25 protein-coding genes are annotated in these 22844 nt (G+C 73.3%); 16 read left to right on the top strand and 9 right to left on the bottom strand.

Annotation, left to right across the window (positions count from 1 at the left end; genetic code table 11):
• Positions 1-48: 48 nt before the first annotated feature.
• The 9 genes from ET526_RS01790 (at position 49) to ET526_RS01750 (ending at position 9635) form a co-directional block, all read left to right on the top strand.
• Positions 49-1239: an ABC transporter substrate-binding protein gene (locus ET526_RS01790; RefSeq protein ID WP_135465931.1), complete on the top strand. Its 1191-nt coding sequence runs from the start codon at positions 49-51 to the stop codon at positions 1237-1239.
• Between the two features lie 15 nt (positions 1240-1254).
• Positions 1255-2178, top strand: a complete 924-nt coding sequence (locus tag ET526_RS01785; protein ID WP_135465930.1) for a branched-chain amino acid ABC transporter permease — start codon at positions 1255-1257, stop codon at positions 2176-2178.
• A 32-nt stretch (positions 2179-2210) separates the two neighbouring features.
• Positions 2211-3131, top strand: a complete 921-nt coding sequence (locus ET526_RS01780) for a branched-chain amino acid ABC transporter permease (RefSeq protein WP_240048205.1) — start codon at positions 2211-2213, stop codon at positions 3129-3131.
• Positions 3124-3900 (top strand): ABC transporter ATP-binding protein, encoded by a 777-nt coding sequence (locus tag ET526_RS01775; protein ID WP_135465928.1) that lies wholly within the window; start codon positions 3124-3126, stop codon positions 3898-3900. Before ET526_RS01780 ends, ET526_RS01775 begins: the two co-directional genes overlap by 8 nt.
• Positions 3900-4610 (top strand): ABC transporter ATP-binding protein, encoded by a 711-nt coding sequence (locus tag ET526_RS01770; RefSeq protein ID WP_135465927.1) that lies wholly within the window; start codon positions 3900-3902, stop codon positions 4608-4610. The genes ET526_RS01775 and ET526_RS01770 overlap by 1 nt, the downstream gene beginning before the upstream one ends.
• A 19-nt stretch (positions 4611-4629) precedes the next feature.
• A complete protein-coding gene (locus ET526_RS01765) occupies positions 4630-5079 on the top strand; it encodes a cupin domain-containing protein (RefSeq protein WP_135465926.1) in 450 nt (149 codons plus the stop codon).
• Between the two features lie 282 nt (positions 5080-5361).
• Positions 5362-6456 carry an enolase C-terminal domain-like protein gene (locus ET526_RS01760; protein WP_135465925.1) on the top strand — a complete coding sequence of 365 codons (1095 nt, stop codon included), beginning with the start codon at positions 5362-5364 and terminating at the stop codon, positions 6454-6456.
• A gap of 104 nt (positions 6457-6560) precedes the next feature.
• Positions 6561-7481: an NAD(P)-dependent oxidoreductase gene (locus ET526_RS01755; protein ID WP_135465924.1), complete on the top strand. Its 921-nt coding sequence runs from the start codon at positions 6561-6563 to the stop codon at positions 7479-7481.
• Between the two features lie 210 nt (positions 7482-7691).
• Positions 7692-9635, top strand: coding sequence for an AsmA family protein (locus ET526_RS01750; protein WP_135465923.1), 1944 nt, complete (start codon positions 7692-7694; stop codon positions 9633-9635).
• Between the two features lie 13 nt (positions 9636-9648).
• Here the strand turns inward: ET526_RS01750 and ET526_RS01745 are convergent, their stop codons facing one another.
• Both ET526_RS01745 and ET526_RS01740 read right to left on the bottom strand, forming a co-directional pair.
• Positions 9649-10509: a TIGR01459 family HAD-type hydrolase gene (locus tag ET526_RS01745; RefSeq protein ID WP_135465922.1), complete on the bottom strand. Its 861-nt coding sequence runs from the start codon at positions 10507-10509 to the stop codon at positions 9649-9651.
• Positions 10510-10514: 5 nt separating this feature from the next.
• The gene (locus tag ET526_RS01740) at positions 10515-11582 is read right to left on the bottom strand and encodes a quinone-dependent dihydroorotate dehydrogenase (RefSeq protein ID WP_135465921.1); all 1068 of its coding nucleotides are present in this window, start codon (positions 11580-11582) and stop codon (positions 10515-10517) included.
• A 109-nt stretch (positions 11583-11691) separates the two neighbouring features.
• Here ET526_RS01740 and ET526_RS01735 point away from each other — a divergent pair, with 109 nt between their 5' ends.
• Positions 11692-12636 carry a DMT family transporter gene (locus ET526_RS01735; protein ID WP_240048204.1) on the top strand — a complete coding sequence of 315 codons (945 nt, stop codon included), beginning with the start codon at positions 11692-11694 and terminating at the stop codon, positions 12634-12636.
• Here ET526_RS01735 and ET526_RS01730 read toward each other — a convergent pair.
• The 4 genes from ET526_RS01730 to ET526_RS01715 form a co-directional block, all read right to left on the bottom strand.
• Positions 12543-12902 (bottom strand): DUF952 domain-containing protein, encoded by a 360-nt coding sequence (locus ET526_RS01730; protein WP_135465920.1) that lies wholly within the window; start codon positions 12900-12902, stop codon positions 12543-12545. The two genes, ET526_RS01735 and ET526_RS01730, sit on opposite strands and share 94 nt — an antisense overlap.
• Before the next feature lie 102 nt (positions 12903-13004).
• A complete protein-coding gene (locus tag ET526_RS01725; RefSeq protein WP_135465919.1) occupies positions 13005-13949 on the bottom strand; it encodes a restriction endonuclease in 945 nt (314 codons plus the stop codon).
• A gap of 48 nt (positions 13950-13997) precedes the next feature.
• Complete coding sequence (locus ET526_RS01720; protein ID WP_135465918.1) at positions 13998-14927, bottom strand: AEC family transporter; 930 nt, start codon at positions 14925-14927, stop codon at positions 13998-14000.
• A 2-nt stretch (positions 14928-14929) separates the two neighbouring features.
• Positions 14930-15799: a DMT family transporter gene (locus ET526_RS01715; RefSeq protein WP_158295458.1), complete on the bottom strand. Its 870-nt coding sequence runs from the start codon at positions 15797-15799 to the stop codon at positions 14930-14932.
• A gap of 91 nt (positions 15800-15890) precedes the next feature.
• Between ET526_RS01715 and ET526_RS01710 the strand changes: the two genes are divergently transcribed.
• Positions 15891-16211 (top strand): multidrug efflux SMR transporter, encoded by a 321-nt coding sequence (locus ET526_RS01710; protein WP_338025308.1) that lies wholly within the window; start codon positions 15891-15893, stop codon positions 16209-16211.
• A gap of 20 nt (positions 16212-16231) precedes the next feature.
• Here ET526_RS01710 and ET526_RS21175 read toward each other — a convergent pair whose 3' ends face one another.
• The gene (locus ET526_RS21175) at positions 16232-16384 is read right to left on the bottom strand and encodes a hypothetical protein (RefSeq protein WP_158295457.1); all 153 of its coding nucleotides are present in this window, start codon (positions 16382-16384) and stop codon (positions 16232-16234) included.
• A 181-nt stretch (positions 16385-16565) separates the two neighbouring features.
• Here ET526_RS21175 and sdhC point away from each other — a divergent pair, with 181 nt between their 5' ends.
• Genes sdhC through ET526_RS01690 form a run of 4 tightly spaced genes read left to right on the top strand, consistent with a single transcriptional unit; the run spans position 16566 to position 20058 of the window.
• Positions 16566-17012, top strand: coding sequence for a succinate dehydrogenase, cytochrome b556 subunit (sdhC, locus tag ET526_RS01705; protein WP_135465916.1), 447 nt, complete (start codon positions 16566-16568; stop codon positions 17010-17012).
• Positions 17013-17022: 10 nt separating this feature from the next.
• A complete protein-coding gene (gene sdhD / locus ET526_RS01700) occupies positions 17023-17421 on the top strand; it encodes a succinate dehydrogenase, hydrophobic membrane anchor protein (RefSeq protein WP_135465915.1) in 399 nt (132 codons plus the stop codon).
• Between the two features lie 28 nt (positions 17422-17449).
• Entirely contained in the window at positions 17450-19261 is a 1812-nt protein-coding gene (gene sdhA / locus ET526_RS01695; protein ID WP_135465914.1) for a succinate dehydrogenase flavoprotein subunit, read from the top strand.
• 14 nt (positions 19262-19275) lie between these two features.
• Entirely contained in the window at positions 19276-20058 is a 783-nt protein-coding gene (locus tag ET526_RS01690) for a succinate dehydrogenase iron-sulfur subunit (RefSeq protein ID WP_135465913.1), read from the top strand.
• A 124-nt stretch (positions 20059-20182) separates the two neighbouring features.
• Here the strand turns inward: ET526_RS01690 and ET526_RS01685 are convergent, their stop codons facing one another.
• Positions 20183-20740 (bottom strand): peptidoglycan-binding domain-containing protein, encoded by a 558-nt coding sequence (locus tag ET526_RS01685; RefSeq protein WP_158295456.1) that lies wholly within the window; start codon positions 20738-20740, stop codon positions 20183-20185.
• 71 nt (positions 20741-20811) lie between these two features.
• The gene (locus ET526_RS01680) at positions 20812-21540 is read right to left on the bottom strand and encodes a phosphatase PAP2 family protein (RefSeq protein ID WP_135465911.1); all 729 of its coding nucleotides are present in this window, start codon (positions 21538-21540) and stop codon (positions 20812-20814) included.
• 151 nt (positions 21541-21691) lie between these two features.
• Here ET526_RS01680 and ET526_RS01675 point away from each other — a divergent pair, with 151 nt between their 5' ends.
• A complete protein-coding gene (locus tag ET526_RS01675) occupies positions 21692-22843 on the top strand; it encodes a PQQ-dependent sugar dehydrogenase (protein ID WP_204623443.1) in 1152 nt (383 codons plus the stop codon).
• Position 22844 lies beyond the last annotated feature (1 nt).

The following is a 22844-nucleotide window of genomic DNA, read 5'->3' as shown; positions in this document are numbered from 1 at the left end:
CTTAAAATAACCGCAGCGGGAGACGGTACGGGGAAGGCACCGATGCGGATGGACAGGCGGACCCTGATCGGCGGCGCGGCCGCGGCGGCCGGCGCGGGCATCCTTGGCGCCCCCCGGGTGGCGCGCGCCCAGCAGGCCCCAGTGCGGATCGGGCTGGTGGCGGTGCTGACCGGGCCGCAGGCCGCGCTCGGCACGCATCTGCGCGACGGGTTCCTGCTGGGGATGCGCCACCTCGAGAACCGGCTGGGCAACCGGCCGGCCGAGGTGATCGTCATCGACGACGAGCTGCGGCCCGACGTCGCCGTCACCAAGGTGCGCGCCGCCCTGGAGCGGGACCGCTGCGACTTCATCGTCGGCGTGGTGTTCTCCAACATCCTCCAGGCCATCATGCGGCCGGTGACGGAGACGAACACCTTCCTGATCTCCACCAATGCCGGCCCCTCCACCTTCGCCGGCCGCGGCTGCAACCCCTTCTTCTTCACGACCAGCTACAACAACGACCAGGTCCACTCCGTCATGGGCCAGGCGGCGCAGGACGAGGGCTATCGCCGCGTCTTCCTGATGACCCCGAACTACCAGGCGGGACGCGACGCCATGGCCGGCTTCAAGAGCCGCTTCAGGGGCGAGGTGGTGGACGAGGTCTACGTGCCGCTCACCCATCTCGACTTCTCGGCCGAGCTGGCGCGGATCGCCGCGGCGCGGCCGGACGCGCTGTTCACCTTCATGCCTGGCGGGCTCGGGGTGAACCTGGTGCGGCAGTACCGCCAGGCGGGCCTCGCCAGCATTCCCTTCCTGTCCACCTTCACCGTGGACGAGGCGACGCTGCCCGCGCAGGGCGAGGCGGCCGAGGGCTTCTTCTCCGCCGCGCCCTGGGCGCCGAACATGGACAACGAGGCCAACCGCCGCTTCGTGCGCGACTTCGAGGCCACCTACAACTACGTTCCCGCCAGCTACGCCGCGCAGGCCTACGACGCCGCCATGCTCCTGCATTCCGCGGTCAGCAGGGTGGGCGGCAATCTCGGCGATAAGAACGCGCTGCGCGAGGCCATCCGCGCCGCCGATTTCCGCTCGGTGCGGGGCAGCTTCAGGTTCGGGACGAACCACTATCCGGTCCAGGACCACTGGCTGCTGAAGGTGGTCCGGCGCCCCGACGGGCGGTTCCAGACCGAGACGGTGCGCAAGGTGCTGGAGAACGACGTGGATCCCTACGCGGCCGAATGCCGGATGCGCAGCGCCTAGGGCGCGGCCGGCGCGATGTCGCTCCAGCTCCTCCTGGTGCAGTTCCTGAACGGCCTGCAATTCGGGGTCCTGCTGTTCCTGGTCGCGGCGGGGCTCACGCTGGTCTTCGGCGTGATGGACTTCATCAACCTCGCCCATGGCGTGCAGTACATGCTGGGCGCCTATCTCGGCGCGACCTTCGCCGCCGCGACCGGCAGCTTCTGGCTGGGACTCCTGCTCGCCCTGCCCGCGGCGCTGGCGCTCGGGCTGGTTCTGGAATTCCTGGTCTTCCGGCACTTCTACGAGCGCGACCACCTGAGCCAGGTGCTGGCCACCTTCGGCGTCATCCTCTTCCTCAACCAGGCGGTCAAGGCGATCTGGGGCACGGCGCCGCTGCAGGTGCCCATTCCCGCCCTGCTCTCCGGCGGCATCGAGGTGATGCCGGGGCTGCAGTACCCCGTCTTCCGCCTGGCGATCATCGCCGCCGGCCTCGCCACCGCCCTGCTGCTCTGGGTCCTCGTGGAGCGGACGAGAGTGGGCATGCTGGTGCGCGCGGGCGCGACCAACGCGCCGATGGTCGCGGCCCTCGGCGTGGACATCCGCCGCCTCTTCATGGTGGTGTTCGGCTTCGGCGCCATGCTGGCGGGCTTCGCCGGGGTGATGGCGGGGCCGATCTTCTCCGTCGAGCCGGGCATGGGCGACACGGTGCTGATCCTGGCCTTCGTGGTCATCGTCATCGGCGGCATCGGCTCAATCCGCGGCGCCTTCGTCGCGGCGCTGCTGGTCGGGCTGATCGACACGGTCGGCAAGTCGCTCATGCCGGACCTGATGCGGCTTTTCCTCGATCCCTCCGCGGCGCGGCAGGCGGGGGCGGCGCTCGCCTCCATGCTGATCTACATCGCCATGGCCGCGATCCTCGCCATCCGTCCCGCCGGCCTGTTTCCCGTCCGCGCGGCATGACGGCCCCGGGCGCCCTCCTGCGGCGGGAGGCCGTGCCCCTCCTGGTCTTCCTCCTGCTCGCCGCCGCGCCGCTGCTCGGCTTCTCCCACAGCCATGAGCTCACCCTCATGGCCCGGGCGATGATCCTCGGCATCGCGGCGGTTTCGCTGTCGCTGCTGGTCGGCGGGGCGGGGCTGGTCAGCCTCGGGCACGCGGCCAGCATGGGCTTCGGCTGCTACGCCGTCGTCATCCTCGACGCCGCGAACATCGTGGAGGCGGCCATCGTGGTGCCGGTGGCGATCGCCGCCGCGGCCCTGTTCTCCCTGGTCACGGGCGCCGTCGCCATCCGCACGAGCGGCGTGCACTTCATCATGATCACGCTCGCCTTCGGCCAGATGGCCTACTTCACGGCCGCCTCGCTCGCCCCCTATGGCGGAGACGACGGCTACACGCTCTATGCGCGCAACACGGTGTTCGGCCGGGACTGGCTGCAGGACCGCATGGCCTTCCACTATGTCTGCCTCGGCCTGCTCGTGCTGGCGTGGCTGCTGTGCCGCGTCCTGCTGGCCAGCCGCTTCGGCCGCGTCCTGCGCGCGGCGAGGGAGAACCCGCAGCGCGTCCTGGCGGTGGGGTTCAACCCCTATCCCTTCCGCCTCGTCGCCTATGTCATCGCCGGCGCGGTGGGCGGCCTCGCCGGCGTGCTGCTCGCCAACGCGACCGAGTTCGTGGCGCCCGCCTACATCTCCTGGCAGCGGTCCGGCGAGCTGCTGTTCATGGTGATCCTCGGGGGCGTGGGCAGCCTGCATGGCGCGATCCTGGGCGCCCTCGCCTACGTGCTGCTGGAGGAGCAGCTCGCCGCGCTGACCGAACACTGGCGGATGATCTTCGGCCCGCTGCTGATCCTCTGCGTGCTGTTCCTGCGCGGCGGCCTCGCCGGCCTGCTGGCGCCGAGGGAGGCGGCGCGCCATGGCTGAGCCGCCCCTCCTGGAGCTGCGCCGGCTGCGCAAGCAGTTCGGCGGCCTGGTGGTGACGAACGACGTCTCGCTCTCCGTGCCGGCCGGCGAGATCCACGCCATCATCGGGCCGAACGGGGCGGGGAAGACGTCGCTGATACACCAGGTCAGCGGCACCCTGGCGCCGGATGCGGGCCAGATCCTCTTCGCCGGGCGCGACATCACCCGCCTGCCCCTGCACCGCCGGGTGCGCGCGGGCCTTGCGCGCAGCTTCCAGATCACCTGCATCGTGCCGGGCTTCACGGCGCTCGAGAACGTGGCCCTGGCGGTGCAGGCGCGGGAGGGCTCCTCCTTCCGCTTCTTCCGTCCCGTGGCCCTGGAGGCGCCGCTGAACGACGCCGCCCGCGCGGCGCTGGAGGAGGTGGGGATGGGCGCCCGCGCCGCGGTGCCCGCCGGCTCGCTGAGCCATGGCGAGAAGCGCCAGCTCGAACTCGCGATCGCCCTGGCGACGCGGCCGCGGCTGCTGCTGCTGGACGAGCCCCTGGCCGGCGCCGGGCCGGAGGAGACGGAGCGGCTGATCGCCATCCTGCGGCGGCTGAGGCGGGACTACACCATCGTCCTCGTGGAGCACGACATGCGGGCGGTGTTCGCGCTGGCCGACCGCATCTCCGTCCTGGTCTACGGCAGGGTCATCGCCACCGGCAGCCCGGACGCGATCCGGGGCAATGCGGAGGTGCGCGCCGCCTATCTCGGCGAGGATGAGGCGCTGCCAGAGGGTGTCGCGGCCTGATGCTGGCCGTCGAGGGCCTCGCCGCCGGATACGGGCAGAGCCAGGTGCTCTTCGGGGTGGATTTCGCCGTGGGCAGGGGCCAGGTGGTGACGCTGCTCGGCCGCAACGGCATGGGCAAGACCACCACGGTGCGCGCCGTGATGGGCCTGCTGCGGCCCTGGGCGGGCCGCGTCAGCTTCGAGGGGATGACGCTGTCCGGCCTGCCGCCGCACAAGGTGGCGCGGCAGGGGATCGGCCTCGTGCCGGAGGGACGGCAGGTCTTTCCCACCCTCACCGTCGAGGAGAACCTGGTCGCCACCGCGGCCAACCGCGCCGGCGCCGCGGGGCGCGCCCCGCGCTGGGACCTCGAGGCGGTCTATGCGCTGTTCCCCCGCCTGCGCGAGAGGCGGCGCAGCCCCGGCGCGAGACTCTCGGGCGGGGAGCAGCAGATGGTCGCGATCGGCCGCGCCCTGATGACCAACCCGAAGCTGCTGATCCTGGACGAGGCGACCGAGGGCCTGGCGCCGATGATCCGCGCCGAGATCTGGGCGGTGCTGGCCAGGCTGAAGGCCGAGGGGCAGTCCATCCTGCTGATAGACAAGAACCTCGCCGCGGTGATGCGGCTGGCCGACTGCCACGTCGTCATCGAGAAGGGGCGCGTGGTGTGGACCGGCACCAGCGAGGAGCTGGCCCGCGCGCCCGAGGTGCGCGACACTTACCTGCACATCTGAGAGAGGGAGAGGACGTCGCATGGAACCGCCCGCCTTCACCGCCGGCGTCACGCCCGCCGGGCAGGGCCTCGATGGCATCGTCTGGAACATCCTCGGCCAGACCTACAAGCCCGTCGCCTGCTGCGAGAGCAGCTTCGCCTTCGACACGCTGTTCCCGCCCGGCACCTTCGTGCCCCCGCACATCCACCCCACCCAGGACGAGTTCATCCGGGTGCTGGAGGGCGAGTACGAGCTGCTGCTCGACGGCCAGGTGGCCTATGCCAGGGCGGGCGACCTGGTCCGCCTGCCCAGGGGCGTCCCGCACGGCATCTTCAACAAGTCGGGGAAGCCGGTGCGGGCCCTGTTCTGGGTCTCGCCCGCGCGGAAGCTGTTCGAGCTGTTCACGCGCATCCACGGCCTTTCCGATCCGGCCGAGGTGGTGCGCATCAGCGCCACCTGCGAGGTGGATTTCCTGCCGCCCCCGGGCTAGCGCCCGATCCGCGGAGGCGGCACGCCGGAGCGGTGAATCGGCCGCCCGGCGAAGGCGCCCGATCCGCGGAGGCGGCACGCCGGAGCGGTGAATCGGCCGCCCGGCGAAGGCGCCCGATCCGCGGAGGCGGGCACGCCGGAGCGGTGAATCGGCCGCCCGGCGAAGGCGCCTGATCCGCGGAGGCGGCACGCCGGAGCGGTGAAGCAGCCGCCCGACAAGGGACGGAAGATCCATCGAAGCGGAACACGCCGCAGCCACCCCGCCCAGGGAGGAGGACGCGCCATGACGCTGCCGAACCTGACGATCCGCGACGTCGCCGTGCGGGCCATCGACGCGCCCCTCGACCCGCCGCTGCGCAACAGCCTCAACACCATCTCCCGCGCGCCGCTGGTGATCGCGGAGCTGCGCACCGCGGAGGGTGTCGCCGGCAACGCCTATGTCTTCCCCTACACCCCGGCCGCGCTCGGGCCGACCGCGGCGCTGGTGCGCAACATCGGCGCCACGCTGGCCGGCCGGGCGCTGGCGCCGGCGAGCCTGTGGCCGGAGCTGCACAACGCCTTCCGCATCCTCGGCACGGAAGGGCTGGTGCAGATCGCCCTCTCCGCCCTCGATATGGCGATGTGGGACGCGCTGGCGCGCGCCGCCGGGGTGCCGCTCTGCCGTCTGCTGGGCGCCGAGCCCCGCCCGCTGCCGGCCTATGCCAGCCTGCGCGGCTGGGGCCCCGCGATTCTGGCCGAGGAGGCAGGTCGGGCGGTCGCCGCCACCGGGGCGCGGGTGGTGAAGTTCAAGCTCGGCCACCCGCGGCTGGAGGACGACCTCGCCACGGTGCGCGCCGTGCGGGAGGTGGTGGGCGCAGACACGGAGATCCTGGTGGACTACAACCAGGGCCTGACGCGGCCGGAAGCGGAGCGGCGCGGCCGCGCCCTGCAGGAACTCGACGTGCGCTGGCTGGAGGAGCCGCTGCCGGCGGATGACGATGCGGGCCTCGCCGGGCTACGCGCCGCGCTCGCCCTGCCGGTGCAGGGCGGGGAGAATTGGTGGGGACCGCGCGGGATGGCCCGGGCCCTCGACGCCGGCGCGGTGGATCTCTGCATGCCGGACGCCATGAAGATCGGCGGCGTCACCGGCTGGATGCAGGCGGCGGCGCTCGCCGCGGCCAGGCGCGTTCCGATGTCCTCGCACATCTTCGTCGAGGCCAGCGCGCAGCTCCTGCCCGCCACGCCGACGGCCCACCTTCTCGAGCACCTCGACATCGCCGGGCCGCTGCTGCGCCAGCCCCTCGTCGTGCGCGACGGCATGGCGGAGGTGCCGGCGCGCCCCGGCCTCGGCCTGGAATGGGACGAGGCGGCGCTCGCCCGCTTCGCCGCCGAGGTGTAGCGCCGCCTCCGGCCCTCCGCGCGCCGCCCCGGGGCCGCGGCGGGCTGGACGGGGCACCGCCCGCCGCTACCATGGGCCGCCATCCAACCGGGGGAGCAGCCGCCATGCGCGCGATCTTCGTGGACGCCAACCCGTCGCTCGCGGCGGTGACGGAGAAGCTGCACCGCAAGGACGACCCGCCGGTCACCATCCACCGCGACCCGGACATCAGGCCCGCCGACCTGCCGGCGCTGCTCAAGGGCTATGCCATCGCCATAGACGACCACACGCAATTCCCGACCGCGGTCGTGAAGCAGTGCCCGGACCTGAAGCACATCGTCTTCCTCGGCACCGGCGCGCACAGCTACATGAACCCGGAGGAGCTGGAGGCCGAGTGCGGCGTCCTGGTGCACATCATCAAGGGCTATGGCGACACGGCGGTGGCCGAGCACGCCTTCGCCCTGATGTGGGACGCGGCGCGCCAGACCGCGGCGATGGACGCCGCGGTGCGCCGCGGCCAGTGGCCGCGGACGGTGGGCATGCAGCTCACCGGCAAGACGGTCGGGCTGCTCGGCTTCGGCGGCATCGGGGCGGAGATGGCGCGGCTCTGCGCCGGCATCGGCATGAGGGTGCTGGCCTGGAACCGCACGCCCAAGGCGCATCCCGGCGTCGAGTTCGTGCCGCTGGAGCGGCTGCTGGCCGAGAGCGACGTGCTCTCCATCCACCTCCTGCTGAACGACGAGACGCGCGGCTTCCTCTCGCGCGAGCGGATCGCCGCGATGAGGCGCGGCGCCATCCTGGTGAACACCGCGCGCGGCGCCATCGTGGACGAGGCGGCGATGATCGAGGCGCTGGAGGCGGGGCAGCTCGGCCACGCCGCGCTCGACGTGTTCGCCGAGGAGCCGCTGCCGGAGGGCCACCGGCTGCGGCGCCTGCCCAACACCACCCTCACCCCGCACGCCGCCTTCCGCACGCCCGAGGCGAGCGACAATCTCATGGAGGCGGCGCTGGAACATTGCCGCCGCATCGTGCGCGAGGGGCGCTGAGCCGGCCCGCGCCAGCCGGGGGAGCTCCCTTCCGCCCCGCGAACCCGGCCGCCTTCCGTGCGCTTCCCCTGGCGGGGCACGGGGAATCGTCCGCTCGCCCCGGCGCGCGGCCGGTGCCCTGATCCGGAGCGTCTTCTTCCGCCCGGGTGGCCCCATCCGGAGGGGATCCGCTCCGGGCCTGGGGCGCGGCCCCGCATGACGGGGAGAGGGATGGCAGGGCGGCGCGCGCTGCAATGGGGTCTCTGGGGCGGGGCCGGGCTGCTGGCCCTGCTGGCGCTCGCGCTGCTCTCCCTGCCGCTCTGGCTGCCCCCGATCCTGGAACGCCAGGCCGCCGCCGCCCTGGGCCGCGAGGTGACGATTGGCGGGCTGCGCCTGCGGCCCGGCTCTCCCCTGGTGTTGACCGCCCGTGACGTCACCATCGCCAACCCGCCCGATTTCCCGGCCGGGGAGCCCTTCGCCCGCATCCCGCGCCTGATTGTGCATCTGGACGCCCTGGCCTGGCTGCGGGGGGAGGGGCTCGTGCTGCCGCTGGTGGAGCTTGACCGCCCGGCTTTGCGCGCCATCGCCACGGAGGACGGGCGCAGCAACTACGCCTTCCGCCTCACGCCCGCCGGCGAGGGCGCGGCACCCGCCCCCGGCCCGCGCATCGGGGTGCTGCGCATCCGCGAGGGCGGCGCGCGGGTCACCCTCGCCCCGCTCGACGCCGATGTCGCGCTCGCCCTCGCCACGGTGGAGGAGCCGGGGCAGGAGCCGATGATCCGGGCCGAGGCCGAGGGCAGCTATGCCGGCCAGCCCATCCTCGCCCGGCTGCACGCCGGCGGGCTGCTCGGCCTGCGCGATCCCGCCAACCCCTGGCCGGTGGAGCTGCACCTCGCCAACGGTCCGACGCGGGCCACGGTGCGGGGCACGCTGCAGGACCCGCTGAACCTGCGCGGCGCCGAGGTGGCGCTGCTGCTGGAAGGACCCGACATGGCGCTGCTGGCGCCGCTGACCGGCGTGCCGGTGCCGGCGACGCCCCCCTGCCGGCTGGCCGGCGACCTCGACTACGCCGAGGGGCGGTTCCGCTTCACCAACATCGCCGGCCGGGTCGGCAACAGCGAGCTGGAGGGCGCGATCACCGTCGCCCCGGGGGCGCAGCGGCCCGAGGTGCGGGCCGAGCTCCGCTCGCGCAGCGTGGACCTCGCCGACCTCGCCGGCTTCATCGGCGGCGAGCCGGGACGGCAGGCGCGGCCGGCGCGGGAACGGGTGCTGCCGGATGCGCCCTTCAACCTGCCGAAGCTGGAGATGGCCGACGTCTTCCTGCTCTACCGCGCCGAGCGCATCCAGCGCCCGGATGCCGTGCCGCTCGACGATCTGGAGGCGCGGCTCGAGCTCGTGGGGGGCGATCTCCCCCTGCACCCGCTGCGCTTCGGGGTCGGGCGCGGCCGCATCCTCGTCGAGCTTGCCCTGGCGCCGCGGCCGGAGGGCGGTGTGCGCGCCACGGCCGAGCTGCAGTTCCGGCAGGTGGATCTGGCGCGGCTGATGCAGGTGACGGTGTTCGAGGGCGCGGGGGGGCTTGCCGGCGCGGCGCGGATCGAGGGGGAGGGCACCTCCTTCGCCGACCTCCTCGCCCGTGGCCGGGGCGGGCTGACCCTGATCATGGCGGGCGGCAACCTCAGCGCGCTGCTGGTGGACCTCTCCGGCCTGCGCCTCGCCAATGCGCTGCTCTCCGCGCTCGGCCTGCCGGAGCGGGCGGCGGTGGAGTGCTTCGTCACCGACGCCGTGCTGCGCGACGGCAGGCTGATCAGCCGCGCCCTGCTGCTCGAGACCGAGCGGACCATCACGGAAGGGCAGGGGGTGGTGGACCTCGGCCGCGAGCGGCTGGAGATCCGGCTGCGGACGGACTCCAAGCATCTCACCGTCGGCGCCGTGCCGACACCGATCGTGATCAGCGGCACGCTGCGCGCGCCGCGCGTCGCGCCGGACCCGTCGGAGCTGATCGCGCGCGGCGGCATCGCCGGGGCGCTGGCGGCGATCGCCCCGCCGCTCGCCGCGCTGCCGCTGATCCAGTTCGGCGTGGGCGACGACCCGCGCTGCGAGAGCATGGTGCGCCGCGCCCGCGGCGAGCAGCGCCCCGAGGGCGGCGGGCGTGGCGAGGGCGGCGGCCGGCGCTGAGCCCCGGCCTGCCCTACCAGCGCAGCGCGCGCAGCGCCGCCACCGGGTCCACCCCCTCTCGCGCCGCCACCGCCGCCAGCAGCTCGGCCGAGGGCGCCTCGCCATGCGCCTCGGCGGCGAGGCCGGTGAGCGCCCAGACCGCATCGAGCCCGGCGGCGCGCGCCCCGGCGAGGTCGGTGTGCGGGCTGTCCCCCACCGCCACCACCCGCGCCCGGTCGGGCGTGCCGAGCAGCTCCAGCACCGGGTCGTAGACGGCGGGATCCGGCTTGCCGACCTCGAAGACGTCGCCCTCGATCGCGCGGTAGATGTCGGCGAGGGCCCCGGCGCAGATCAGCTTCTCGCCGCCCACCATCACGTGCCGGTCGGGGTTGACGCAGAGCATGGGCAGGCGGTGCCGGGCGCAGGCCTCGAGCGCCGGGCGGTAGCGGCCGGCGTCGTGCGCGCCGCGCTCCGGGTCGGGGCCGGTGTTGAGCAGGAAGTCGGCCTCGGCGGGGTCGGCGACCAGCTCCGCCACCCCTTCCTCGACCACGGAGAGGTCGCGCTCGGGGCCGATGTGGAAGGCGCGGCGGCCGAGGCGGGCGAACCAGGGATGCGTCCGCTCCCGCAGCATCCGCCAGGCGATCTCGCCGGAGGAGACGATGCCGTCGTAGAGGCCGCGATCCAGCCCCATCCGGTCCAGCATCCCCTGCACGAACCAGGAGCGGCGCGGCGCATTGGTGAGGAACGCCACCCGCCTGCCGCGCCGCTTCAGCTCCGCCAGCGCCTCCGCCACGCCGGGGTAGGGGCGGCGCCCGTCATGCACCACGCCCCAGAGGTCGAGCACCCAGCCGTCGTAGCGGTCGGCGATCGGCGCGATGCCGTCGAGTATCTGCATGGTCCCTATCCCCCTTGGGCATCCGCGCCGACCGCGTCGGCGACACGGGCGAAGCCGTCGCGCCGGAGCAGGGCGGCGAGCTCGGCCTTGATCCGCGGCACCAGCGCCGGGCCGGCATAGGCGAAGGCGGTGTAGATCTGCACCAGCGCGGCCCCGGCGCGGATCTTGGCGTAGGCGTCGGCGCCGGTGGCGACGCCGCCGACCCCGACCAGCGCGAGACGCCCCCGCGCCAGGCGGAAGCAGCGCCGCAGCACCTCGGTCGAGCGGGCGAAGAGCGGCGCGCCGGAGAGCCCCCCCGCCTCGCCGCGATGGCGGGAGCGCAGCGTTTCCGGCCGCGCCACCGTGGTGTTGGAGACGATCAGCCCGGCGACGCCGCGCGCCGCGCAGGTCTCGACGATCGGGCCGAGCGCGTCCTCGGCCAGGTCGGGCGCGATCTTCACCAGCAGCGGCGGCGCCTTGGCGAGCCCGGCGCGCGCGGCGGCGAGGGCATCGAGGATCGCCGCCAGCCGCGCCTCCCCCTGCAGGTCCCGGAAGCCCGGCGTGTTGGGGGAGGAGACGTTCACCGTCACGTAGTCCGCGAACGGGGCCAGCGCCGCGTAGAGGGCGGGGTAGTCGCGCTCCGGCTCCGCCCCCTCCTTGTTCACCCCGATATTGGCGCCGAGCACCGCCGGCAGCGGGCGGGGCAGCGCGGCGAGACGCGCCCGATACGCCTCCAGCCCGGCATTGTTGAAGCCCATGCGGTTGATGACGGCGCGGTCCTCCTCCAGGCGGAACAGGCGCGGGCGGGGATTGCCCGCCTGCGGCCGCGGCGTGACCGTGCCGGCCTCGACGAAGCCGAAGCCGAGGCGCATCAGCGGCAGCACCGCCACCGCATCCTTGTCGAACCCGGCGGCGAGGCCGATCGGGTTGCGGAAGGAGAGGCCGAAGGCGGTGGTGGCCAGCGCCGGATCGTCCGGCCCCGCCTCTCGCCCCGCCAGCCCCGCCGCCAGCGCCCGCAGCGCGAGACCGTGCGCCGTCTCGGCGTCGAGGGCGCGCATCAGGGGCATGAGGGCGGAGGCGAGGCGGGGGATCATGGCGCGCCCCATCTGCCCGAGGCGCCGCGCCAAGGGAAGCCATGGCGGCGATTGACGCCGCCCCGCCGCCCCGCGACAAGGGACGGGCACCGTGGCGGGAGGAGGCGCAGTGAAGGGTCCGGCGCTGCTGCTGGCCGGGATCGTCGTCTACGGGCTTCTCGACGCCAACAACAAGCTGCTCTCCGGCCAGTACGGGCTCGGCCAGGTGATCGCCTTCCGCTACCTGGTGCTGATCGGCCTGTTCCTGGCCGCGCGCGCGGTCTGGCGCGGCGCCTTCGGGCCCATCGGCACGACCCGCCCGTGGCTGCACCTGCTGCGGGCGCTGTCCATGATGGTGGGCGCGGCCGGGTTCTTCCTCGCCTTCCGGCAATTGCCGCTGGCCGAGGGCTATCTCGTCTTCTTCACCGCGCCCTTCATGACGCTGGCGCTGGCCGCCACCGTGCTGCGCGAGCGGGTGCCCCCGGCCGCCTGGGCCTGGTGCGCCGTGGGGTTCGCCGGCGTGCTGCTGGCGGTGGCGCCGAAGCTGACCGGCGGCGGGCCGCTGCTCGGCTATCTCAGCGTGCTGATGGGCACGGCGAGCTTCGCGGTGACGCAGACGGTGAACCGCATGCTGCGCGACGAGCCCGGCATCGCCCGCATCCTGTTCTGGCCGAGCCTGCTCGGCATCCTGCTTTACGGTCCCTTCGCGCTGCGCGACTGGGTGGCGCCGCCGCCGCTGCATCTCGCCATGCTGGCGGCGAGCGGGGTGCTGGCGGGCGCGGCGGTGGCGCTGACCGCGGCCGCCTTCCGCCATGCCGACGCCGCGCGGCTCGGCACCTACGGCTACGCGGCGCTGCCGGTGTCGGTGGCGCTCGACCTGCTGATCTGGGGCACGCCGCCCGACCCGATGACGCTGCTCGGCGGCGCGGTGGTGGTGGTCGCCTGCCTGATGAGCGAGCGGGCGCGGCTGCGCGCCGCCGGCTACGGGAAGCCGGGCGGAAAGAGGTGGGCGCCATCCGCCCCGAGCGGCAGGGCCGCCACCGAACGCACGGCGGAGAGCGGCAGCGGCCCGTAGAGGTGCGGGAACAGCCCGGGGCGCCGGCCGCCCGCAGCCGGCTCCCAGCGCAGCGCCGGGCCGAGCACGGCGGCCTCCACCGCGACCAGCAGCAGGTCGGCCTCGCCCCGCCGGTGCTTCGCCGCGCTCTCCCGCACCTGCGCGGCGGTGGAGAAGTGCAGGAAGCCGTCGCGCGCGTCGTCGGTGCTGCCGCGGTACTCGCCGGCGGCCTCGGCGGCGCGCCACTCGGCGCGGCGGACCAGGGTGTAGATCAGGGTGTCGGGCATGGGAGGCTTGGGCGGTGCAAGGGGATGCGAGAGGGCGCCGCCCTCCCGCGCTCTCCGGCCAGGAAACCAAGTGTCCTCGGTCTTCGCAACCCGGACGTCGTTTCAGGCGATGTCGTCGGCTTCGAAGTAGTCGAGGTCGATCCGCTTGAGCACGATGGTGCGGTCGGGGCGGACGCCCACATCGTGCCGCAGCATCAGGCGCGTGAGTCTCTCGCCGTCGATGAGGACGATGCGCTTCATCTGCTGCCGTTCGGCGAAGCGCTCGGCATCGGCGGTGAAGCGGCTGGTCGTGATGAAGACGCCCTTGCGCGCGCCCTTGTCGTCCAGCGCCCCGGCGAAGGAGCGAAGCTGGTCGGCGGTCACCGCGCTGTCCCGGTAGCGCTTGGCTTGAATGTAGATCAGGTCGAGGCCGAGGCGGTCCTCCCGGATCACCCCGTCCACGCCGCCATCGCCGGACCTGCCGAGCGCCGTGCCGGCATCCTCGGCCGTGCTGCCATAGCCCATGGCCAGCAGCAGATCGACCACGGCCTGCTCGAAAAAGGCCGGCGGCGATCCGAGCAGGCGTTCCAGGAGCTCGTCCCGAACCTTGGCCTCGATCGTTGCGACAGCGGCCATGATCTGGTCGTCGGGCGTGCCTGCGGCGATTCCGTTCGGAGCCGGGGCAGTGGGGTCGCCGGCCGGATCTGTTCCGGCATCCTGCCGCGACCGTCTCCTGAACTCCCGGAACTCGGGAAACTGCAGGAGGAAGGCGGTGTCGATCCTCGGCGGCCCGGCGGCGAGCACCTGCCGGCCCCGCTCGGTGAGCCGGACCACGCCCCGGCGAACCGCCTCGAGAAGCCCCGCCTGCACGAGATAGCTTCGCGCCCAGCCTGCGCGGCTTCGGATCACCGGCGTCTTGCCGCTCGGGATCGTGAGAGACCGTTCGGCTTCCGACAGCCCGAACTCCTGAGCCAGCGCCTCCGACAGATCCCGGATATGAGCCTCGCCCTGCGCCGCGACGTGACGGAGGAGCGGCAGCATCAGGGTTTCGTAATCGGGGATGCCCATGCGCCGAAGGATGTCATCGGACGGATTCGGCCCACAAGTGTCTTTCCCTCACCCCGTCCCGAACCACGCCAGCAGCGCCGACAGCGTGGCCAGCGACAGCAGGGTGCTGACCAGCACCGTTGCCCCCGACCGCTCCGCGCCGATGCGGTAGCGCTGCGCCAGCAGGTAGGCGTTGGCCCCCGTGGGCAGCGCCGCCACCACCACCGTCACCGCCGTCTCGAAGGGGGAGAGGCCGAGCAGCCGGGCCGCCGCCCAGACCAGCAGCGGCATCGCCAGCAGCTTCAGCGCGCAGGCCAGCGCCGTCTCCCGCCACATCCCGCGCGCGTCGAAGCCGGCGAGGCTGCCGCCGAGGCAGAACAGCGCCACCGGCGGCCCGGCGGCGCCGAGCAGCTCCAGCGTGCGCTGCGCGGCCCCCGCCGGCGCCGGCAGGCCGAGCAGGCGCCAGGCCAGCGCCAGCGCCACCGCCATCACGATCGGGTTGCGCAGCACGCCGAGCGCGGTCGCGCGCAGCACGCGGCCGAGCGGCGCGTTCGCGTGCAGCGCCAGCTCCGCCACCACCGTCGCGGTGCCGAGCAGCAGCATGGAGTGCAGCGCCAGGATCGCCAGCAGCACCGCCAGCGCCTCCGCCCCGAAGGCGGCGGTGACGAGGGGAATGCCCATCATCACCGTGTTGCCGAAGGTGGCGTCGAGCGCCAGCATCCCCGCCGGCCCCAGCGCCATGCCCGCGCCGCGCCGCGCCGCCCACAGCGTGCCCGCGTAGAGCACCGCGGTGCCGAGGAAGAAGGCGAGCGCCGCCGCCCCGCCCCCGCCCGGCCCGGTGGTGCCGCCGAGGAACAGCAGCGCCGGCGCCGCGAGGCCGAAGGTGAAGGCGTTGAGGCCGCGGAACCCCGCCTGGTCCACATGGCGCCAGCGCGCCGCCGCCCAGCCGAGGGCGATCACCGCGAAGACCGGCGCCACCACCTCGAGCAGTACCCGCATGGTCAGCGCCCCGCCTTGCGCCGGCGCTCCGGCACCAGCAGCAGCAGCCCCCCGGCGGCGATCAGCGCCGCGCCGGCCAGCGCCCCGGCGGGCGGGAAGCGGGCGAACAGCACCGCATCGAGCGCCACGGCGAAGACCAGGCGCGCATAGTGCCAGGGCGCGAGCGCCGAGACCTCGCCCCGGCGCATCGCCGCGGCGAGGGCGGCGAGCGCGGCTGTCTGCACCGCGGTGTAGAGCAGCACCAGCGCCAGCACCGCCCCCTCCGGCGTGCGCCAGACCAGCGGCATCAGCGGGCCGAGCAGCACGACGCCGGCGATGGCGCCCTGCACCATGGCGTCGGTCTCCGTCGCCGCCCCGCGCAGGCGGCGCAGCAGCACCTGGTAGAGCGCATAGAGCAGGGCCCCGGCGATCGGCACCGCCGCCTCGGGGCGGAACAGCTCCCCGCCCGGGCGCAGCATCGCCAGCATGCCGGCGAAGCCGAGGGCCACGGCCAGCCAGCGGCGCGGCGTCACCCGCTCGCGCAGCAGCAGCGCGCCGCAGGCGGTCAGGATGATCGGGCCGGTGAAGCCGAGGGCCGAGGCCTCGGTGAAGGGCAGCAGCGCATAGCCGAACACGCTGATGGTGCTGGAGACGACCAGCGCCGCCGCCGCCAGGCGCTGGTCCCAGGCCCGCGGCGGCCGGGCGGCGCGGCGCCAGGCGCCGGCCGGATCCGGCAGGCGGAAGGAGAGGCCCGCGGCGGCCAGCAGCACGAGGCCGCTGCGCAGGAAGGTGATCCCGATCGGGTCGAGATCCGCCGCCAGCAGCTTCGCCAGCGCGTAGCCGATGGCATAGAGGAGGTTGGCGAGCAGCAGGAACAGGATGGCGGTTGTCATCATCTCGGTTCGCGCTGCGCCCTGAACGTTCCGCCGCACCGCGCCGCAGCGGGCGGCGCCTGTCAAGCCGAGGAAGCGGGAGAGGGGATGGATGGCGGTGGCCTGGGTGTGGCTCGGCGTGGCCGGGCTGTTCGAGGTCGTGTGGGCGATCCTGCTGAAATACACCCAGGGCTTCACGCGCCTCGGGCCGAGCCTGGCCACGGTGGGGGCGATGGCGGTCAGCTTCTACTGCATGTCGCGTGCGCTGCAGACCATCCCGATCGGTACGGTTTATGCGGTCTGGACCGGCATCGGCGCGGCGGGGGCGGCGATATGGGGCATGGCGGTGGAGGGCGACCCGGCGACCGCGCTCCGCATCCTCTGCCTGGCGCTGATCCTGGCCGGGGTGGCGGGGCTGAAGCTCGCCTCGTGACCCTTGGGGCCGTGCGGGGCTCAGCCCAGCCCCTTCCAGATCGCCAGTGCCGTGGCGATGGCAGCGAGCAGCTTGCCGATCAGGTCGAGCCAGGGCAGCAGGCGCTGGGGCAGGCCGGGGCGCGGCGGCGTCCTCCTCGGCCGGGCGGGGGGGCGCGGGGCGGGTTCGGGCATGGGTTTTAGGATATATTTCCTATAACCCGGAGGCAGCAATTCCTTCCATTGGTCCCGTGGAATTGACGCTCCGCCACGCGCCACCATAGAAGGTCCGGCACAAGCGCGCCGCCTGCCGCCGCCGGGACCCGAGGGCCTCGCCGGGCGGGCCCGGCGCCCCGCAGCTCCGGAGCATCCGCCCATGTCCATCATGCAGGATTCGCGCGAGGCGACCATGATCGGTCGCCGTTCGGACGGCACGCCCGTGCGCCGGCCCCTCTCGCCGCACCTGCAGGTCTACGACATGCTGCAGATGACGAGCGCGCTCTCGATCAGCGGTCGCATCACCGGCGTGATCTGGAGCCTCGGCCTGCTGCTGCTGGTCTGGTGGCTGCTCGCCGCCGCGGCGGGGCCGGAGGCCTTCGCCCGGGTGCAGGGCTTCCTGGGCTCCTTCCTCGGGCTGCTGATCCTGTTCGGCATGTCCGCGGCGGCGTGGTTCCACACCCTGAACGGCATCCGCCACCTCGCCTGGGACGCGGGCTACGGCTACACCATCCCGGCCACCTACCGCAGCGGCCGCGCCGTGCTGATCGGCACTGCGGTGCTGACGGTGCTGACCTGGATCATCGCCATCGCCTTCTGGGGCTGAGGAGCACGTCATGGCCGAAGACCAGGTCCGGACCACCACCCTGCGCACCCCGCTCGGGCGGGTGCGCGGCCTCGGCTCAGCGAAGAGCGGGGTGCGCCACTGGTGGGTGCAGCGCGTCACCTCCGCCGCCCTGCTGCCGCTGACGCTCTGGTTCGTGATCTCCGCCGCGCTGCTGGCGGGGGCGACGCACGCCGAGACGGTGGCCTGGATCGCGCGGCCCTGGAACGCGGTGCTGCTGCTGCTGACGATCGGGCTCAGCTTCTATCACACGGCGCTCGGCGCGCAGGTGATCTTCGAGGACTACATCAACCAGGAATGGCTGCGGATGGCCTACATCCTCGGCGTGAAGGCCCTCTGCTGGCTGCTCGGCCTCGCCGCCGCGCTGGCGGTCCTCAGGATCGCGGTCTGAGGCGGCGGGCGGAACGGAAACGGGAACGATGAACGCGATCACCCAGCCCTCCCGGGGCGCATACCGGATCGTCGACCACACCTACGACGTCGTGGTGGTCGGCGCGGGAGGCGCCGGCCTGCGCGCCACCTTCGGCATGGGCGCCGCCGGCCTCAAGACCGCCTGCATCACCAAGGTCTTCCCGACGCGCAGCCACACCGTCGCCGCGCAGGGCGGCATCGGCGCCGCGCTCGGCAACATGGGCGAGGACGACTGGCGCTGGCACATGTACGACACCGTCAAGGGGTCGGACTGGCTCGGCGACCAGGACGCCATCGAGTACATGTGCCGCGAGGCGATCCCGGCGGTGATCGAGCTCGAGCACTACGGCGTGCCGTTCAGCCGCACCGAGGACGGGCGCATCTACCAGCGCCCCTTCGGCGGCCACATGCAGCACTACGGCAAGACGCCGGCGATGCGCGCCTGCGCCGCCGCCGACCGCACCGGCCATGCCATCCTGCACACCCTCTACCAGCAGTCGCTCAAGCACGGCTGCGAGTTCTTCGTCGAGTACTTCGCCCTCGACCTGATCATGGACGACGAGGGCGCCTGCCGCGGCGTCGTCGCCTGGAACCTCGAGGACGGCACCATCCACCGCTTCCGCGCCCAGACCACGGTGCTGGCCACGGGCGGCTACGGCCGCGCCTACTTCTCCTGCACCTCGGCCCACACCTGCACCGGCGACGGGGGCGGGATGGTGCTGCGCGCCGGCCTGCCGCTGCAGGACCAGGAATTCGTGCAGTTCCACCCCACCGGCATCTACGGCGCGGGTTGCCTGATCACGGAAGGGGCGCGCGGCGAAGGCGGCTACCTGACCAACTCCGAGGGCGAGCGCTTCATGGAGCGCTATGCCCCGACGGCGAAGGACCTCGCCTCGCGCGATGTCGTTTCCCGCGCCATGTCCATGGAGATCCGCGAGGGGCGCGGCTGCGGCCCGCAGAAGGACCACATCCACCTGCACCTCGAGCATCTCGGCGCCGACATCCTGCACGAGCGGCTGCCCGGCATCTCCGAGACCGCCAAGATCTTCGCCGGCGTGGACGTGACCAAGGAGCCGATCCCGATCCTGCCGACCGTGCACTACAACATGGGCGGCATCCCGACCAACATCCACACCGAGGTGCTGAACCCGACGCGGGACGACCAGGACCGCGTCGTGCCCGGGCTGATGGCGGTGGGCGAGGCGGCCTGCGTCTCGGTGCACGGCGCCAACCGCCTCGGCACCAACTCGCTGCTCGACCTCGTGGTGTTCGGCCGCGCCGCCGCGCACCGCGCCGCCGAGACGCTCCGCCCCAGCGCCTCCCAGCCGCCGCTGCCCCCGGGCGCCGGCGAGAAGGCGCTCGACCGCTTCGACCGCGTCCGCCACGCCAAGGGCGGCACGCCGACCGCGGAGCTGCGCCTGACCATGCAGCGCACCATGCAGGCCCACGCCGCCGTCTTCCGCACCTCCGAACTGCTGAAGGAGGGCGTGGAGAAGATGGAGAAGATCGCCGCGGGCTACGCCGACCTCCGCGTCACCGACCGCAGCCTGATCTGGAACAGCGACCTGGTCGAGGCGCTGGAGCTCGACAACCTGCTCGGCAACGCGCTCACCACCATCGTCGGCGCCGAGGCGCGCAAGGAGAGCCGCGGCGCCCACGCGCACGAGGACTACCCCGAGCGCGACGACGAGAACTGGATGAAGCACACCCTGGCCTGGGTGGACGAGAACTACCGCACCCGCCTCGACTACCGCGACGTGAAGATGCGCACCCTCACCAACGAGGTGCAGGTCTTCCCGCCCAAGGCGCGGGTCTACTAGGGGAATCCGGCCGAATGGCGACCTTCACCCTTCCCAGGAACAGCACCATCCAGCCGGGCAAGACCTACAAGGCGCCGCCCGGCGCGAAGAACGTCAAGGCGTTCAGGATCTACCGCTGGGACCCGGACTCGGGCGAGAACCCGCGCACCGACACCTACGAGATCGACCTCGACCAGTGCGGCCCGATGGTCCTGGACGCGCTGATCAAGATCAAGAACGAGGTGGACAGCACCCTCACCTTCCGCCGCTCCTGCCGCGAGGGGATCTGCGGTTCCTGCTCGATGAACATCGACGGGCTGAACACGCTGGCCTGCCTCAAGCCGATCGAGGACGTGAAGGGCGAGGTCAGGATCTATCCGCTGCCGCACATGCCGGTGGTGAAGGATTTGGTGCCGGATCTCTCCCAGCTCTACGCCCAGCTCCGCTCCATAGAACCCTGGCTGAAGGCCGACACCCCGCCGCCGCCCGACGCCGAGCGCCGGCAGAGCCGCGAGGAGCGCGCGCGGCTCGACGGCCTGTGGGAGTGCATCCTCTGCTTCTGCTGCTCCACCGCCTGCCCGAGCTACTGGTGGAACGGCGACCGCTATCTCGGCCCGGCGGTGCTGCTGCAGGCCTATCGCTGGATCGCCGATTCGCGCGACGAGCATACGGGCGAGCGGCTGGACCAGCTCGAGGATCCGTTCCGCCTCTACCGCTGCCACACCATCATGAACTGCACCCGCACCTGCCCCAAGGGCCTGAACCCGGCGGCGGCGATCGGCAAGATCAAGCAGCTTCTGGTCGAGCGGCAGGGCTGAGGCCTCCGCTCCGGGGCGGCGCGGCCCGCGGAAAATGCCTCGCGGCGTGATCTGCCCTGGCGGATCATGCCGCCGCTCCTTGCCGGGCGGCTGATCCGCCGCTCCCGCCTCCGCGGATCGGGCGCTAGCGGGCCGCCAGCGCGCTCGGGTCGAGCCCCAGCGCCTGCACGGTCGCCGGATTGAGCTGGCCGGTCGCCTGCAGGCCGCGCCCCTGCTGGAACTCCTCGATCGCCGCCTGGGTGCGCGGGCCCCAGATGCCGTCCACCTCGGCGCGGTAGTAGCCGAGGCTGCGCAGCCGGGACTGCACCTGCCGCACCGCCTCGGCGCCCAGCGTGTCGCCGGCGATGGCGCCCGCGGCGGGAGCGGCGATGCGCTCGCGCCCATCGCCCACCAGCGCCGCCGGGCTGAGGCCGAGCGTCGCCGCCGTCGCCGGGTTGAGCTGGCCCGTCACCTGCAGGCCGCGGCTCTGCTGGAAGCGCTCCAGCGCCGCCCGGCTTTCCGGGCCCCAGACGCCGTCCGCGCGCCCGCCATAGGCGCCGGCCTCGCGCAGCCTCTCCTGCACCTGCCGGATCGCCTCCTGCGTCAGCGGCTGGGAATAGACCAGCTCGGCCGATGTCTGCGCCATCGCCGGCAGCGGCGCCGCCAGCAGCGCCGCGGCCAGGGCAAGAGGAAGCCTCCGCATCGTCATGTCCTCCGTGCAGGCGGAAACCCGGCACGGCGCGCGCGGTTGCGCCGCCCGCGCGGGCGCGGCGCTCACTCTCCCCGGTCCACCTCCAGCCGCCCGCGGTGCTGCAACCAGCGCGCGATCAGCCAGAACAGCAGCGCCCAGGCGGCGCCGAGCACCCAGCCGGCCAGCACGTCGGTCGGCCAGTGCACGCCGAGATACACGCGGCTCACCCCGACCAGCAGCGCCAGCAGCACCGCGAAGCCAAGGACGAAGACCTTGACGCGCAGCCCCGGCTCCACCCGCGCGAGCAGCGCGCCGAGGGTGAGGTAGACCACCGTCGCCATCATCGAATGGCCGCTCGGGAAGCTGGCGTCGGTCACGATCGAGCCGTGCGGCACGAGGTCGGGGCGGGGGCGCTCGAAATGCTCCTTCAGCAGCGTGCTGACCGCGAGGCCGCCGAGCACCGCCACCAGCAGCAGCCCCGCCGCGGCCCAGAGCCGGCGCATCGCCAGGAAGGCAAGGACGCCGATGGTCACGAGGCTCAGCACCGCCACCCCGCCGAGCGCGGTCAGGTCCCGCCCCATCTCCTGCAGCCAGAGGGGGCCGAGCGGCTCCGCCGGGTCGTCGCGGGCGCGGAACGCGAGCAGGAGCGCGCGGTCGAGCCGCTCGGTCTCTCCCTCCACCACCTCGCCCGCGAGTTCGATGAAGCCCCAGACGCCGGTGACCAGAAGCAGCAGCAGCACGATGCTGCCGAGTTCCAGCCGCTCCCCGAGCGGCGCCAGCCTGTCCCGGAGCCCGCCGCGTCGCGGCGCCATGCCGTTCCCCGCCATCCTTCCTCCCGCCGCGCCGGGCGGCGCCGAACCGCGCCGCCACCGCCGGCGTTCGCGAACGGGCCCGCGGGCCCGATACCTTCGCAACGCTGCCGGGAGACGTTCGATGTTGCCAAGCCTGAGTGCATCCATTCGCGTGGCGGCGGCCGCCGCGCTCGGTGCCGGCCTGCTCGCCGCGCCCGCCGCCGCGCAGCCGCGCCATCTTGAGACCGAGAAGCACGCCGTCAGCGTCGAGACCATGGCGCGCGGCCTCGAGCATCCCTGGGGCATGGCCTTCCTGCCCGACGGCCGGGTGCTGGTGACGGAGCGCAACCCCGGCCGGCTGCGCATCCTCGGGCGCGACGGCGCGCTCTCGCCCGCGGTGCAGGGCGTGCCGGAGGTGTACCGCTACCCCGGCCCCACCGGCCGCAGCCAGGGCGGGCTGTTCGACGTGGTGCTGCACCCCGAATTCGAGCGCAACCGGACCCTGTTCCTCAGCTTCTCGCGCTGGACCGAGGAGGGCGGCGGCACCGCGGTGGCCCGCGGCAGGCTGGCCGAGCAGGGCGGCCAGGCGCGGCTCGAGGATGTGCGCGTCATCTTCATGCAGAACAATCCGGACGGCAGCGGCCTGCATTTCGGCGGACGGATGGCGGTGGACCCGCGCGAGGGCGTGCTGCTGCTCACCATCGGCGACCGGCGCAACATGGGCCGCGCGCAGAGGGCGGACGACCATGCCGGCTCGGTCATCCGCATGACCTTCGACGGGGAGCCGGCGCCCGGCAACCCCTTCCTCGGCCAGGAAGGCAGGGACCCCCACATCTATGCCATCGGCCTGCGCAACCCGCAGGGCATGGCGCTGGATGCCGAGACGGGCACGCTGTGGCTGAACGACCATGGCCCGCAGCGCGGCGACACGATCCAGCGCATCGAGGCGGGGAAGAATTACGGCTGGCCCTTCCTGACCGGCGGCAAGGACTATTCCGGCGCCCCGATCGGCGTCGGCACCGAGAGGGAGGGGATGGAGTCGGCCCTGCACATCTTCGAGGAGACCGTCGCCCCCTCGGGCCTCGCCATCTACCGGGGCGAGATGTTTCCTGAATGGCGCGGCGACCTGCTCCATGGCGCGCTGCGGGGCCGGGCGGTGGTGCGCACCCGCATCGAGGACGGCCGGGTCACGCAGGAGGAGTGGATGCTGCGCGACCTCGACCGGCGGATCCGCGACGTGAGGGTGGACCGCGAGGGTGCGCTGTGGCTGCTCACCGAGCATGAGGATGGCGAGGTGCTGCGGGTGACGGCGCGGCGCCAGTGAT

Origin of the sequence: Crenalkalicoccus roseus (genome assembly GCF_004761865.1) — a bacterium.
GTDB classification, from domain to species: domain Bacteria; phylum Pseudomonadota; class Alphaproteobacteria; order Acetobacterales; family Acetobacteraceae; genus Crenalkalicoccus; species Crenalkalicoccus roseus.
This window is presented reverse-complemented; position numbering and strand designations above follow the sequence as displayed.